At 35.7% G+C, this 15,987-nt stretch carries 9 protein-coding genes and 1 pseudogene; 7 read left to right on the top strand and 3 right to left on the bottom strand.

Going from position 1 to position 15,987, the window contains the following annotated elements; all coding sequences use genetic code 11:
- Nucleotides 1-274: 274 nt before the first annotated feature.
- On the bottom strand, nucleotides 275-1,105 hold the full coding sequence (locus tag JR334_06640) for a DUF3298 domain-containing protein (protein QRN86877.1): 831 nt from the start codon (nucleotides 1,103-1,105) through the stop codon (nucleotides 275-277).
- Nucleotides 1,106-1,200: 95 nt separating this feature from the next.
- Complete coding sequence (locus JR334_06635) at nucleotides 1,201-1,701, bottom strand: RNA polymerase sigma factor (GenBank protein QRN84666.1); 501 nt, start codon at nucleotides 1,699-1,701, stop codon at nucleotides 1,201-1,203.
- A gap of 548 nt (nucleotides 1,702-2,249) precedes the next feature.
- On the opposite strand from JR334_06635, the gene JR334_06630 reads away from it, so the two are divergent.
- The 7 genes from JR334_06630 (at nucleotide 2,250) to JR334_06600 (ending at nucleotide 15,052) form a co-directional block, all read left to right on the top strand.
- On the top strand, nucleotides 2,250-7,688 hold the full coding sequence (locus JR334_06630) for an S-layer homology domain-containing protein (protein QRN84665.1): 5,439 nt from the start codon (nucleotides 2,250-2,252) through the stop codon (nucleotides 7,686-7,688).
- A 769-nt stretch (nucleotides 7,689-8,457) separates the two neighbouring features.
- Nucleotides 8,458-9,627, top strand: a complete 1,170-nt coding sequence (locus JR334_06625) for a hypothetical protein (GenBank protein ID QRN86876.1) — start codon at nucleotides 8,458-8,460, stop codon at nucleotides 9,625-9,627.
- 2 nt (nucleotides 9,628-9,629) lie between these two features.
- Nucleotides 9,630-10,322, top strand: a complete 693-nt coding sequence (locus JR334_06620; GenBank protein ID QRN84664.1) for a hypothetical protein — start codon at nucleotides 9,630-9,632, stop codon at nucleotides 10,320-10,322.
- 4 nt (nucleotides 10,323-10,326) lie between these two features.
- On the top strand, nucleotides 10,327-12,462 hold the full coding sequence (locus JR334_06615) for a DEAD/DEAH box helicase family protein (GenBank protein QRN84663.1): 2,136 nt from the start codon (nucleotides 10,327-10,329) through the stop codon (nucleotides 12,460-12,462).
- A complete protein-coding gene (locus tag JR334_06610; GenBank protein ID QRN84662.1) occupies nucleotides 12,459-12,629 on the top strand; it encodes a hypothetical protein in 171 nt (56 codons plus the stop codon). Before JR334_06615 ends, JR334_06610 begins: the two co-directional genes overlap by 4 nt.
- Complete coding sequence (locus tag JR334_06605; protein QRN84661.1) at nucleotides 12,629-14,608, top strand: AAA family ATPase; 1,980 nt, start codon at nucleotides 12,629-12,631, stop codon at nucleotides 14,606-14,608. Before JR334_06610 ends, JR334_06605 begins: the two co-directional genes overlap by 1 nt.
- A 3-nt stretch (nucleotides 14,609-14,611) precedes the next feature.
- Nucleotides 14,612-15,052, top strand: coding sequence for a hypothetical protein (locus JR334_06600; protein QRN84660.1), 441 nt, complete (start codon nucleotides 14,612-14,614; stop codon nucleotides 15,050-15,052).
- 73 nt (nucleotides 15,053-15,125) lie between these two features.
- On the opposite strand, the pseudogene JR334_06595 reads toward JR334_06600, so the two are convergent.
- Nucleotides 15,126-15,401 (bottom strand): annotated as a pseudogene (locus JR334_06595) (transposase).
- Nucleotides 15,402-15,987: the final 586 nt, after the last annotated feature.

The raw sequence follows: 15,987 nt of genomic DNA, 5'->3' as shown, positions 1-15,987 counted from the left end.
TAGTATTTGCTAGCACATTTATTGTAACCGAGTTGTGAGTTTTTGGCTCATTTTGTTTTTACACCATTATATGTACTTAATCTACACCTATGTGTAATTTATGGAATGGATGGACCTAACTTTAGTTAAATAATAAAAAATACATAGCTTCTCTTCAATTTAACGATTAAAGAGAAGCTATGTATTTTTGTGATACTTATGAATTCAGCTTAATAAATATCGTATGTGAAATACGTATACGTAGTCAAACTGATTTGGGCAGAGAGTCTAAAGGCTAATCGAGGTAATTTGGGTCAATTAGTAGTGAACGAATATCATCCGTATCAAGTACGAATTCTTGCAATCCCATATAGCCAGGTGCAATTTCATATTTATCAAAAGAAATAACCAATTGGTGTGATTCGTTGATATAGAAGTTTTGGTCTGCTGAGATGCTTTCGAAAGAGGCTATCTGATCATCTGCTAACCAATAAACGAGTGAGTCATCCGTATTCATTCTTTCGGTCATCTGGTCAATAATTAATTCGCTTATTAAAGGTATATAAGTATCATCCTTAAATAATGCAGGTAAGGTGACAATTTGCGCATTTACTTTATCGATGGTGTCATATGACATTGTAGTTGAGGAAGAGGCGACCGTGTTAACGGTATATCTTCCTAGGCTTAAGAACCGCTCATCGTTAGTCTTAACTTCGTATCCACTATCTACGCCCAGATGTCCACCTCCGGCCAGATCAAGTTCTGCTGTTTCTTCCTGAAAAGCTTCATAAAGAGCCTTTCCCTCCTCACTATATTTTTCATTGAGCCCATAAATAACTTGGTTAAGTTTCTCGTTTTCAGGAGAACCATCTTGCTCAATGATATCGGATAAGTCTCCATACACGGAATCGTCAATTTCTATTGCAGGAATTTCAATGTTCATATCGTATTGTGCATCCGTTTGCTGATACTGCGTAAAGGTAGATACTCGCACTACATAGCCAAGTAGTGGCACTCGGGAAAGAGACTCAGCTAGTACTGGATTTACATTGATTGTAATAACAAAAGCAAATAAAGCTACGAGGCCTGCTGACCATTGGTATATTCTTTTATTCTTTTCTTTCATGTGATACTCCTTTATTGTTTGTTGGACGAGGGAATCAAGTTCATCAGGTATTTCTATAGCATCAATGTGTTGTTTAAGTTCATCTCTTGTTCGCACTATTTTTCCTCCTTAATATTTGGTTCTAGTAAGGGATACAATTTTTTAAGTGCACCATATATTCGAGTCTTGACTGTATTGATATTTTCTCCTAAGAGCTTTGCGATATCCTCATTTTTCATATCTTCATAATACCTAAAATACAAGGCTGTTTGCTCATTAACGGACAATGTTGAAATTGCATCAGCTAAATCAATATCAGCATATTGGTCAAAATATGAACTGAGATGTAATTTGCTGACTTCCGACAATTGAGTATTGTATTTCTTGTTTTTTCTTAAGTAATCATAGGATGTGGTCATGAGAATCCGATAAAACCAAGCATTAATTTTAGTTGTATCTTTTAATTGATGGTAGCTCTTAAGTGCTTTTAGAATACTTTCTTGTACAACGTCAAGTGCATCGTCACGGTGCTTAATAATGCTGTAGACATACCTATAGTGGTCCTGCTGTTTTTTCAACAGGTATAGTTCCAATATTTGTTTCTTTTTCTTGCTCATTAAAAAGACTCCTTTGTTTCGAAACATTGTCTTATATTATATAGACGCGTTGAAAAGGAAAATAGTTTGGATAATTATAAAAAAACGTTATTCAATAAAGTAGTATACCAGCAGTCGATAATGATTATGACATAAATATTTGGTGGAAAAAAATTGACAAAAACACGATAAAATATTTTCGTGATTGTTTTTGCAGTGTTTATATGTTTTGTAATTAAGTAATATATAAAATAGAGGCGTAAGTGCAAATCCCGCATTCTTGGTAAAATTATTTCATCAGCGAATTGCTCATCTAGTAAATTATGTTTCTAATTAGTGGCATGCGGGTGATGAAACAATGCTACTGTTCGCATTAATTCAAACAGAAAGCCCTTCAGTTGCTGAATTGGATGTTTGGAATGATAGGGTACTTTACTATTCATACTATCTATATCCAATCACCCAACGGAGTTGCTCTAAAATGTGAAATACACTTTGCAGAATGCATTTGTATACTATACAATAAATTTTTAGCATACTGAGCTATAGCAGCATGAAAGGGTGTAAATATGAAACAGAAAGCTTTAAGCGTTATTCTCACACTATGTATGGTTCTATCTTTTTTCCCGCTACTAGAATCGACAGCAGTTGCTTCCGATGGCGAATGGAGTTATCCGACGGTGGACAATGCGCCGACAGGATTCACGGATGGTATTGGGACCCAAGATAATCCGTATATCATTTCAAGTGCCCAAGATTTGGCTGATTTAGCTTATTTAGTCAACCAGGGGGAAGATTTTGAAGATCAGCATTTTAAGCTTGCTGGTGAAATCGACTTAAACATTGGCGTGAGTTTTGCATTAGACGCTGATACTGGGCTTGTCGTGGTTGCCAAAGAAGGAAAAACGACATATTGGTTGGGCACTGGTATAGCTGGCGATGATAGTGGCAGCAACGAAACATTTGACAGCACAAAAAGTACTGCCGGTTTAGTGTACACGGATCAATTTGGAACTACTGGCTTGGCACCGTTTACAATCAACGAATGGGTGCCTATAGGTGCGGAGTCTTCCAAGAATTTTTCGGGTATATTTGATGGCAATGGAAATGTTATTAAAGGAATATATATCGATGGGACAACAAGATATCAGGGATTGTTTGGACATATCAGTAATGGAACTGTTGAAAATTTGGGAATAGTCAACAGCTATATCACTGCTAGTGACAAATTTGTAGCTGGCATAGCCGCTTTTATCGAGGATAGCACATTGTCATACTGCTATAATGAGGGAATTATAACAGGCACAAATAACTATGTTGCGGGGGTAGTCGGTTACAGTGCGAATAGCATGGTATCCTATTGTTATAACACCGGGACCATATCTGGCAATTCAGATCTAGGTGGCGTTGCGGGTAGGCACCAGGGTATGGAACTTTCCCATTGCTATAACACAGGCAATATATCAGGAGATTCCTATATTGGCGGTGTAGTAGGTTATGGTATTGATAGCTCGATGTCATACTCCCATAATACGGGTACCCTATCAGGTACGGATCATCTAGGCGGTGTAGTTGGCTACAATTATAATAATACAATTTCATATTGTTATAATACAGGCAAGGTATCAGGTGCTAATCATATCGGTGGCTTTAGTAGTCTTATATATACCGGCAAACTGTCTTACTGTTATAACACCGGGAGTGTATCAGGGGATACCGATTATATTGGTGGTATGGCCAGCCAAATCAGTAGTGCAGAGTTGTTGCACTGCTATAATACAGGTACTGTATCTGGAACTTCTAACGTGGGAGGGTTGATTGGCAACAGTTTTACCTCTGGCGCAGTTTTATATTGCTATAACTCTGGTTTCGTATCAGGCTATCGCTACCTAGGAGGGCTGGTCGGATTCGGGTCACCTAAAGAATTGTCCTACTGTTATAATAGCGGTACCATAGCGTGTAGCTACCGCTATGTAGGCGCAATACTCGGTCAGAATAGTTCCAATTATGCGTTAGATTGCTATTATGACAAGCAGATGTCCACATATAAAGGTATAGGCGATAAAGATTATTCAAATCAGGCAGAAGGAATATCTACTTTAAATATGATAGGAACTGGACTCAGAACAGGCTCAAGTGGAGAAGGATGGACGGATGAACACTGGACATTTTCAGACAATATTTATCCTCGACTTGCAGATCCAGCCGATGCTGATTTCGACATGGATACAACGGATGCAGCATATGTTTCAGCAGCCCCTCTGCTCTTTTCATACACTTCAGATAGTGAATATGAGACTGCGAATACTCTATTTTCCACGATAAAAACAGGTTCCTATGAAGGAGTTACCTGGTATGACGATAACGGTGCAAAAATAACAGATAGTTCTACAATATCTATTACAATGGACGGTATTTCGATTACAGCTGAGAAAAACAGTGCGGCCAAAGAAGCTTTTTTGAAAACGACGGAAGAAGATGGTGTATCCGTTTCGGCCATGGTTTTACCAATTCGCAGTGAAGCGGAATTAGTAAGTGTTTTATCTATGACGGATACTAAGACAAGCGGTGCAGGAAGCAGTGACGACCCTGTCTTATGGAATATTGATATAGACTATAGTATATTTGATATATCAGTTTCAGATATCACGGCTTCTAAGTATTCGAAGATAAATCTTTATTTAGAGTCAGATTTTTCTGATGAAATAATGCCTGGCAATTCACTTCTTCTAACAGAAGGAGGTACGACTGACGTATACATAACGGTAACTGCGAACGATGATTCAAGAACTGTATTCTACTCTGTAGCTATAAACAAGGCCGCTAGGACTGCACCGGAAGTATCAACATTGGAAGTATCACAAGTGATGGTTACAGAGGCAACACTAGGTGGAAATGTGTCAGATTCTGGTGGCGAACCAGTAAGTGATAAAGGAGTGCTCTATTCGTCAACGGATGACGCACCCGTAATGGGTGCGGAAGGCGTGACCAAGGTAAGTATGGGAACAGGAACGGGCAGCTTTGGTGAAGTAGTAAGTGGCCTTAGTCCTAGCACAACCTACTACATACGGTCCTATGCCACAAACAATATTGGAACATCATATGGTTCGATTGTAGCTTTTACAACGGATTCCATAAGTGCCTCTTTAAGCTCTGCAACATCATTAACAGAGGAGAACCTCGGTACAGCTATCTTGACAATAAAGCTTTCAGGTACGACTTTTGTTGATGGTGAACTTTTACCATCGAGCTTCACACTAGATAATGCTCCGGATGGGGTAACGATAGAAGCTATTACCTATGCTAACAATACAGAATGTACGGTGATGCTTGAGTATGATGGTAGGGATTTTGACTCAGATCTAGCGGCGTTCAGTGTAACCATCGGGTCAATCGAATTAGCATCAGAAAATGAAATAAAAACCAGCACACTTACTATTGGTGCTAGGGTAGAAACTGTACCGACCTTGACGACATCGGAAGTATCGCAAGTCACGGCAACAGAGGCAACACTAGGTGGAAATGTGTCGGATTCTGGTGGCGAACCAGTAAGTGATAAAGGAGTACTTTATTCGTCAACGGATGACGCACCCGTAATGGGTGCGGAAGGCGTGACCAAGGTAAGTATGGGAACAGGAACTGGCAGCTTTGGTGAAGTAGTAAGTGGCCTTAGTCCTAGCACAACCTACTACATACGGTCCTATGCCACAAACAATATTGGAACATCATATGGTTCGATTGTAGCTTTTACAACGGATTCCATAAGTGCCTCTTTAAGCTCAGCGACATCATTAACAGAGGAGAACCTCGGTACAGCTATCTTGACAATAAAGCTTTCAGGTACGACTTTTGTAGATGGTGAACTTTTACCATCAAGCTTCACACTAGATAATGCTCCAGATGGGGTAACAATAGAAGCTATTACCTATGATAACAATACAGAATGTACGGTGATGCTTGGGTATGATGGTAGGGATTTTGACTCAGATCTAGCGGCGTTCAGTGTAACCATCGGGTCAATCGAATTAGCATCAGAAAATGAAATAAAAACCAGCACACTTACTATTGGGGCTAGGGTAGAAACTGTACCGACCTTGACGACATCGGAAGTATCGCAAGTCACGGCAACAGAGGCAACACTAGGTGGAAATGTGTCAGATTCTGGTGGCGAACCAGTAAGTGATAAAGGAGTACTTTATTCGTCAACGGATGACGTACCCGTAATGGGTGCGGAAGGCGTGACCAAGGTAAGCATGGGAACAGGAACTGGCAGTTTTAGTGAAGTAGCAAGTGGCCTTAGTCCCAGCACTACCTACTACTTGCGGTCCTATGCCGTAAACAGTCTTGGAAGGTCATATGGTGAGGTAGAGAGCTTTACTACTAGTGAAACCTATACAGTAGAAGACTTGAATGATCTCATGATGTCTACCTTGAAATCTAATTATTCTTCTGGAACTCAAGAAACCAAAATCATCACAATACTGTGTAATGGCACTGGAAATCTAACTGGCTTAGCTGTCTCAATGAGTGGAGCTGACGCTGAATCATTTAGTTTTACGCAACCAAAACAAACAAACCTTGTTTCAAATCAATCTACAAGCTTTACCATAGCGGCAAATAATGGGCTTGCTAAAGGTGTATACGAAGCAACAGTGATGGTTAGTGCGGATAATATGGATACGGTTGTATTCATAGTGACCCAGAACATTAATAATTCTAGGTCAGATAGTACATCTTCTTCATCAAATTTATACGACGATGTCGTTATTTTGGTAAATGGCAAGGGGTATACAGCTGCTAAAAAACAAAATGGTATGAATGAAGAGGGAAGAACAAAGACAAAAGTTAGTATTGATACCGATAAACTCAAAGCACTATTAAATTCTGAAGCAGATGGTTTAACGGTTGAAGTACCTATTATTAGTGGTTCTGATATAAAGTCCGGTCTTATAACTGGGAAGATGGTCAAGAACCTGGAAGAGAAGAATGCTAGTTTGATGATTAAGACAAGCTCAGCAATCTATACTCTGCCTGCAAAAGAAATCGATATTGATGCGATGGCAGCCCGTTTTGGTGAGGCGATTGATCTTTCTGACATTACTGTCGAAGTAATGATTTCTGAACCGAATGAGGATATGGAGCTAGTTGTGGAAGCTGCATTGAAAAAGGGTGGATTGATCCTTATGGTAGAGCCGATTGAATTTACAGTTAGCTGTACCTATAACGGAGAAACACGTACTGTTTCAAGCTATAAATCGTATGTTGAACGGAGGATTGAAATACCGAGTGACGTTGACGCGAAGGCCATAACAACTGCGGTCATTGTAGATTCGGATGGTAGTGTACGCCATGTACCAACCCAAATCACTGTCATAGAGGGTATATATTATGCCGTGATCAACAGCCTGACGAATAGCGTTTATGCGCTTATCTATAATCCGATAGAGTTTGAAGATGTGGAAGGCCACTGGGCACAAAATGCGGTAAATGATATGGCTTCTCGCAAGGTCATATCTGGTTATACAGATGGAACATTCAATCCAAACGGTGCGATAACAAGAGCGGAGTTTGCTGTAATAATGGTTCAGGCTCTAGGCCTTGACGATGGTGCTGTGGAAAATGAATTTAGTGACGTCGCTGATTCTGCTTGGTACAGTGGTTATATTGCAACAGCTAAGCACTATGGATTGATTTCTGGTTATGAGGATGGAACATTTCGTCCAAATGATAGGATCACCAGAGAACAGGCAATAACCATTTTGGCTTTAGCAATGGACATTACAGAATTAGATATAGATTTAACTGAAAGTGAAATCAGCACATTACTCGGTACTTTTAAAGATGATGATACCGTTTCTGCTTATGCCGAGACTGGCATAGCAAATTGTCTTAAAGCAGGGATTGTATCTGGAAAAGATGATAAATCACTTGCACCAAAAGATTACGTAACACGTGCAGAAGTTGCAGCCATGGCTCAGCGATTGCTTCAGAAATCAGGTCTGATATAGTAATAAAAGAAATCTAATAAATGGTGGATGTCACTTTGTGGCATCCACTATTTTATTTAAGAGGGTATTGGATTGTATGTTTCTGTGCAATCTACTACCTTTACGATATGTTTTGATTGCTCCACATAATCCTTAAGTAATGATTTAGGATTTCAAAATTAATGCAAAAGTTGACTCCATGAGGACTTTGGCGTTCAACATTCTTACTGACCATTAACAAAGTGTATTATTCGCCAAATCTGTTAGACCGAGATATGAGGTGGTTTTATAAAATACGTGTGGGAGAAAAAACACAGACTACCACGTGAGCACGTTTTGTTTTGGGTGCATTTAGAGTTGAATAAAACCGATTGTATGAATTGTGGAAAGGATAGTTCTTTGAGTCGTGAAGATTTGTTAATGATGGCATTGGTTGAAGAATAGAATATATGTCTTAAATTATGGGAATTCTGTTAAATTTTGATACAAAAGGCTATGTAATGATTAATGATGAAGCGATTTAGAAGATATTGTAACAAAAATGCAAATGAGATAAATAGCTAAAATTCTGATATGACTTTATAAAGCTAGTATTTTATCCATGAATCGCATGATAATCATATTATTTACATAAAAAAAAGTTGTAATTTTCATTAATGGAATGTATAATAAACATAATATTACTAACCTGAATTTCCTGAATATGCGACTGGGTTAATAGTGGATAATGCACTTTATAAATATAAATGCAAAGGACCGTTTAATGATGAAACAACGTGTTGATTACAGTATTAGAGGGAAAATAGGATTGATTGATGCAGATTTATTGGATAATGGAACACGTCATCCAAACCTAGTTATTATGAAGTTAAGTGGATTTTTTAAAGAGCAAGGATGCGATGTGGAACTTATCGAAAACTATGAATGCATTACAAAGGACGATTATGAAGGTATTAGAGAATACGATGCAATATATATATCGAAAGTTTTTGATTTTACAACAATTGATGAAAAAATATTAGAATTTGATAATGTGTTTCACGGAGGCACAGGGTTTTATTTTGATGGTGGAATGGATTTACCTTGCGAAATTGAACATCATATGCCAGACTATCACATTTATGACGAGTATATAGAACATAATGCATTGCATAAAAACAAAACAGTGTATTGGAAAGATTATACAGATTATTCAATAGGTTTTGCGACAAGAGGGTGTTTCAGAAAATGTGAGTTTTGTGTAAACCGAAAATATGATAAAGCTCAATTTCATTCCCATATATCTGAATGGCTTGATACGAGCAGAAAAGGGATTTATTTGTGGGATGATAATATTTTTGCATATGGAAAGTGGAAAGAAGTATTTGATGAACTTATTGCAATAGGGAAACCATTTCAATTTAGGCAAGGCCTTGATATTCGGTTACTTACTTCTAAAAAAGCAGAAATACTTAACAACGTAAAATATAAGGGGGATATAATATTTGCATTTGACCATATTGAGGATAGGGATTTAATAGAAGAAAAACTTAAATTATGGAGAAGCTATAATTGCAAAAGTACAAAATTATATGTGCTTTCTGGATTTGCTTCACAAGATGAAGTGGAAATTGCAAGCATATTTGAAAGGATTTCAATTATTATCAAATATGGTTGTTTACCTTATATTATGCGGCATGAATATTATTTGAACAGTCCATATAAGGGAATGTTTATCCAGATTGCTAGATGGTGTAATCAGCCTCAGTTTTTGAAGAAAAAATCATTTAGGCAATACTGTCAAGCAAATCAAGAATATCATAAAACAGTGGGGACATTGTGTTCTGCAATGAAAGCAATGATAGAGTTCGAAAAAAAATTTCCAGATATTGCAGCAAAATATTTTGATTTAAGATTTGACCAACAGAAATATGTAATTGATATGAAGCAAAGACGGGTGAAAAAGAGAAGGGATGATTAGGTTTGGAAAGTTATATAGAAAAAATACTCAATGGTAGTATTTATGACCATGAAATCTTAAGATTATTCTATTTACACCCAGTTGATGTGATACCTCAGGGAAAATATGCTGAAGGTGAATTGCAGAGAGTAGCTGCACATATACTTAAGACCATTAATAAAACATCGGTAAGGAAAATAATTGATATTATTGAAGCAGATGCAACGAGTATACAAGATATATCGGCTAAAAATATTCCGCAATATAGTAGCATAAATTCAATAGACGATGTTATTAGGATAGTAGAGTCTAATCCAGGTTGCAATTATCAATTGATTGGATATTTTTTTAATAAAACAGGTAGTAAAGGTGCACAGACAAAATATGGAGAAAATCATTATAAAACTGCATCGTTAATGCATCTGACAACAAAGCATCAACCATTTTCTGTTAGCTATATTGGAAAAGAATATATTGAATTTGATGATGATGTAAGAAAAGAAATAAGAACAAAATTATTTCTGCTAATACCAATAATCCAGAAAAGTGTTATTGATGCAAGATATCATGAAGTTAATATGATGGGAATACTTCGTAATTACTTATCAGAAAGTACAGCAATACGTCGAAGACCAAATGTTAGAACCATGCTAGAATATGTTTGTAAATCTATTGATAGTGAAGAAATCATTGAAACCCATTTGAAATGGAAGTGAGAAAATGACTAAAAACTTATCCAATATACCACTAAAAATTTCATATGATTCAGGAATGGATGATGTTTTATGGGAATTTTATATCCCGGTATTATCGTTATCCAATCATTATGATAGAATTGCTGGATTTTTTTCATCAAGTAGTTTAGCACTGGCTGCACGAGGGTTGGAGAATTTTATCTCTAACGGTGGCAAGATGAGATTAGTGACATGTCCGCAATTAAGTTGCGATGATATTATGATGCTAGAAAATTCTGTTAAAAATCTAGATGAGTTGCTTACAGAAAAATTTATTAGTGATTATTCGCAGATTGAATCCCAATTTCAAAAGGACCATATTATGGCACTAGGCTGGATGCTTGCGAAAGATAAGCTTGAAATAAAAATTGCGGTAATAAAAAAAAATGGCAAGATGTGTAGTGCTGACCAGATAAATGAATTAGGAATTATGCATCAGAAAGTTGGAATTTTCCATGACCAAAGTGGAAATATTTTATCCTTTAGTGGCTCCAATAATGAATCAGCATCGGGGTGGCTTGGCAATACAGAAGAATTCAAAGTGTTTTGTAGTTGGTCGGGCGCAATACCTTATATAGAGGATGATATTAAGAAATTTGACAGTTTTTGGAGAGCTGTAAGGCCAGATGTTGAGGTAAAAGATATTCCACAAGCTCTTGCAGAAAAACTAATAACTGAAAGTCAATATTTTGAGCCTTCCATGCTGGCAATAAAGAATTATTATCCAAACAATATTATTATCGAAATGCAATCACCAAAACCTTCACTAAAGCTATTCTTTTATCAAAAGGAAGCAGTTGAAATGTGGGAAGATAATGAAAGAAATTTACTTTTGCAAATGGCAACGGGCTGTGGCAAAACAAGAACTGCAATCGGTTGTATTAAGAATGCAATGGAAGATACTTCAAAGCTACTTGTAGTTATAGCATGTCCGCAAATAACATTGGCATCCCAATGGAAAACAGATATTGAAAGTTTGGATATACAAGTTGACCATTCAATAGAGATAAATGGGAATGTAACTAATTGGCCATCACTATTAAAACGAGAAATTTTGAAATTAAGCACTGGTTTATATAGAAACTTGGTTGTTTATTCGACTCATCAAATTTGTAGTTCTGAAAATTATATCAATTTAATAAATGATACTAGTGACAGAATAACAAAATTTCTGATAGGCGATGAAGTTCATGGCTTGGGTGCGGCAAAAACAAAAAATGGTTTGCTAGAAAGATATTCATATAGACTAGGATTGAGCGCGACACCCCAGCGTTGGTTTGATGATGAGGGTAGTTATTTAATTGAAAAGTATTTTGGTGGTAAATCATATGAATTTTCACTTGAAGATGCTTTGAAAAATCATAATCCTTTAACCGGAAAGCCTTTTCTAGTTAATTTTAAGTATGAACCTCGATTCATATCAATGACAGAGGATGAGCTAGAAGAATATAAAATAATTACAGATAAAATAATTCGTATTAGCAGATTTAAAAGTGAAGAAACTTACAATTACCTTCAGATGATGCGTTTTAAACGTGCAGATATCGAAAAGAATGCACATGAAAAATACAGAGAATTAGAATCTATTTTGTCGGAGATTGGGGCAGAAATATCAGATACAATTATCTTTGTTTCGGCCGATCAGATGGACAAAGTAATGAAAATATTGGGGGAAAATGGTATTTCTGCGTCTAGATTTACTCAGGCACAATCTACAATATCATCAGATAAATACGGAGGGTTATCAGAGCGACAATACATTATTAAATGTTTTAAAGAGAAAAAGTATCAGGTTCTTGTTGCAATAAAATGTTTGGATGAAGGAATAGATATTCCTTCAGCAGACCGAGCTATAGTAATGGCAAGTAGTACAAATCCAAGGGAGTATATACAAAGGATAGGTAGAATAATCAGACAGGCACCAGGGAAAAATATTGCGAATATATACGATATGATTATTAAACCAGATATTTCTGATTTTCATAATGACCAGATAATTGAATTAGAAAAGCGTATTTTCAAAAAAGAGATGGACCGTGTATTGGAGTTATCGAAAAATGCTATCAATAATTCATCTGTTTTAAATGAAGTATATTCTATTTTAAGGGAGGTTACGGAATGATAAAGAACTTGACTATTAAAGCACTATTGGAGGAAAAAACAAAGAATGATAAGGCAATGAGGGATTTTCTTTTTGATATTGTAAATCATGAAAATGAAAGTTGCCAGTATAGTAAAAAATATAAAGAATTGATCGACTTAGCATTGAATGAAAGGGGAAATGAGTAATGCGCTTTTCATCAATTGAAATAAATAACTATAGACAATATAAGAATGTTAAGTTTTGTTTTGACAAGACATCAGAGAATGATATGCATATTATTGTAGCTTCAAACGGAGTTGGGAAAACAAATCTTTTAAATGCGATCAACTGGTGCCTGTACGGGGATGAACCACATGCCTCTGGAGCAGTAAAATTGATCAGTAATCAAAAGGATAAGTTATCATTATGTAATATAGATGCTATCGAAGAAGCGAAAATAAATGATGAACAATATGGATATGTTGTGGTTAAAATTTGTATGACTGAAGGAAACCAAAAGTATGTATTTGAACGTAAAGCTTCAATTAGTGTAAACACCTATCTCCAAGCAGGAAAGGACATATTCAATGTTTTAGAAACTAGAGCGAGTGGAGATACTTATAGGTATGAGGAAGCACAAGCAGATGAAATTATAAATCGATATTTGCCGAAGAAAATAAGAGAGTACTTTTATTTTGATGGTGAGCAATTGCTTAATTATTTTGATCCAGATATTAGTAACGTGTCTCATATACGAGATAGTATTTATGAAATTGCTCAGGTAAATGTGATTGGAAAAGTCGAAGAACATCTGGGAAGTTTTGCTAAGCAATATCAGAAAAAATTATCTAGATTATCACCAAATCTCGAAGCAAAGGCAACAGCATTAAATGTAGTACAGAATAATATTGACAATAAAAAGCGAGAAATAGCGCAAATCGAGGAGCAGATCGCGAATTCAGAAAAAGCGATTGAGCAGATGGATTCAATAATTAACGGGACTGAGAGAATTGTAGAGTATAATAATAGATATAATAAGAATAAGGAAGAAATTGTAAGATATGAAGCGAAACTTATGCAGGTAAAACAAGAATTATCAATATTTGTTCGAAAATATTTAGTGAAGATATTATTGTATAAGAAAAATAAAAATACAGAACAATATATCATGCAAAAAGTGGGGGATGGTTCGTTAGTTCCAGATATTAATATTGATGTCATAAAGAATAGTTTAGAAGAACACAAATGTAAAATTTGCGGTAGTGATTTGAATAAATCAGCAGAAGAATATTTTCAAACTTTAGTTCAAAAGTTTATGTCGAATGTATCGATACAGAAGCTTACAGAAATAAAAAATGACATTCATAGAGGACTTGAAGTATCTGAATATCAGAATGATAAAGAAAGAATATTTGGATTATTGAAAGAATATCAAGACAAAATTGATGATCTAAATGCTGAAAATGATAAATTATATAATCAAATTTCAACAGTCAGTGAAATAAAAGAGATCGAAATAGCAATGATGCAAAAACGAAATAATGAGGACTTGGTTAAATTAAATTCTCAAAAAAAAGGTTCGTATAAAACCCAATTAGAAAATTTAGAAAAAGAAAAAACAGATAAAAAGAAAGAATATGACCAAGCAATAAAGGATAATTCCACTTGCGATGATATTAAAAGACACTATGATTTTGTGTCAGATGCTAGGGAAATCATTATAAGCATTAAGAATAGTATTGTTACTGATGTAAAGTCAAAAATGCAAAAACGAACGATGGAAATTTTCGAGGAATTATTATGGAAGAAAGAAACATACGGAAGGATTGAACTAGACGATAATTTTAGACTGAAATTGTTCCATAAAAGAACAAATTTATCCTGCCTACATAGTTGCTCAGCAGCAGAAAAGGAATTGCTTGCACTTGCATTTACGATTGGACTTCATGAAGTTTCAGGATACGATAATTTATTATTTATTGATACGCCGGTTGGAAGAGTTTCAGATATTAACAGAGAAAATTTTGCAAAAGTGCTTTTAAATGTAAGCCAATCGAAGCAAATAATTTTGGCGGTTACTCCATCAGAATATTCAGATGAAATTAGTAATGTATTAAATCAAGAGGTTATTTCAAGTTACAATAAGCTTACTACAGATGAAATAGCAACTATAAGGGAGGCTTAAGCAATGGCAGATAGATTATCCGCAGACCGACAGTATGTTGAGGGATTAATTAAAGAAAAAATTGATAAAGTTGACATGCTTTGCTTGAAGTCAAATGGTGAAAGAACAGATATTTTTATGCTTGCATTCGCATTAGGAGTGAATGAAGGAACTAGAACAAAATCAAAATCCAAGGAAGGACTTGTTCTTGAATCATCGGCAAAAGGGAAAGACTCTGTAATGGCTTATATTTACTCTGTAGCAATTGATGAATTAAGAAAGACAGAAGAAGAAGATAAAATTAGGAACACTGATTTAGTGTATGGAATAGCGGAGGAATATGCTAATACAGGATTTGGAATTATTGAAAAACTTGTTCCTGATTTCTCAAAGTATGATGAAGAAGGACTGGTATTTCAGCTGGTTGAAATGTTAGATGAGCGAATAGAAGAGATTGAGGAATGATAGTTGTGGAAAAAAGTATTTTGGTGAGTGGTTGATCGCAGTAGAATTTGTCAAGAAATTAGTATAAACTTTCCTAAAGATTTTTCCTAACTCGTTCTGGGGGAAGGTCAAATATGCCCTCGAAGTGAATTGCTTGCTGATTAATAATTTTACCCCAGTCCCAAGTCCTCATAGTCCATTTCTTGGTTATATCAATCATTGCCAGACACAGCATTTTCAACAGGGCATCATCGGTTGGAAATACACTCTTGGATTTCGTGACTCTGCGTAACTGGCGGTTAAAGGTTTCGATGGCGTTTGTTGTGTATATTATCCTTCTGATTTCAGCCGGATACTCGAACAGTGAATTATAATTTAATTGTGTAATAAAAGTATTCCCTTGAACTGCTATCTTATTGATTTCAGGATCTTCTCATTATTGTCTGATATTCTCGTAAGTGTGGAAGCTGTGAGTTCTTTATCTTTCACTGAGTGTTACAATTTCATCAATACAGGGTACATAATTATGAATTACGGAAGAAATATAAGCAAAATAAGATTTGTCCTCATAGGGTCCATCATTGCGTTTTATAATTTAGTTGTATATAATTCATACAGGGAGTTTCCAAAAACCATAAACTGAGGAAACTATAAAATGGAATATTTTGTTATTAGAACCTAATAATTTAGCTAGATGGACATATGTCTGTCTAGCTTTTTTGTGCTGAATTTACACCAATACATGTTTTTATGACTGACACTATGCAAAACCGGCTTAATATTGATGCCTGAAGAATAACTATATGAACTATTATAACTATAGCAAAAAAAATTCACTTACTGCCTGTTGAAACATTGATTTCGCTTCATACAGAGACCAAGCCCTTTGAGGAAGATTGTTGAACTAATAATTGATAAGTGCTCGAAAAAAGCTAAATCGATATAGTCAGCATGAC

It is taken from the genome of Clostridia bacterium (assembly GCA_016887505.1).
Taxonomy (GTDB): Bacteria; Bacillota; TC1; order TC1; family UBA5767; genus UBA5767.
This window is presented reverse-complemented; position numbering and strand designations above follow the sequence as displayed.

Excerpts from the sequence above, each read along its gene's own strand:
- JR334_06610 (QRN84662.1), top strand. The coding sequence starts at position 12,459 with ATGATAAAGAACTTGACTATTAAAGCACTATTGGAGGAAAAAACAAAG.
- JR334_06615 (QRN84663.1), top strand. The coding sequence starts at position 10,327 with ATGACTAAAAACTTATCCAATATACCACTAAAAATTTCATATGATTCA.
- JR334_06640 (QRN86877.1), bottom strand. The coding sequence starts at position 1,105 with ATGAAAGAAAAGAATAAAAGAATATACCAATGGTCAGCAGGCCTCGTA.
- JR334_06605 (QRN84661.1), top strand. The coding sequence starts at position 12,629 with ATGCGCTTTTCATCAATTGAAATAAATAACTATAGACAATATAAGAAT.
- JR334_06600 (QRN84660.1), top strand. The coding sequence starts at position 14,612 with ATGGCAGATAGATTATCCGCAGACCGACAGTATGTTGAGGGATTAATT.
- JR334_06630 (QRN84665.1), top strand. The coding sequence starts at position 2,250 with ATGAAACAGAAAGCTTTAAGCGTTATTCTCACACTATGTATGGTTCTA.
- JR334_06635 (QRN84666.1), bottom strand. The coding sequence starts at position 1,701 with ATGAGCAAGAAAAAGAAACAAATATTGGAACTATACCTGTTGAAAAAA.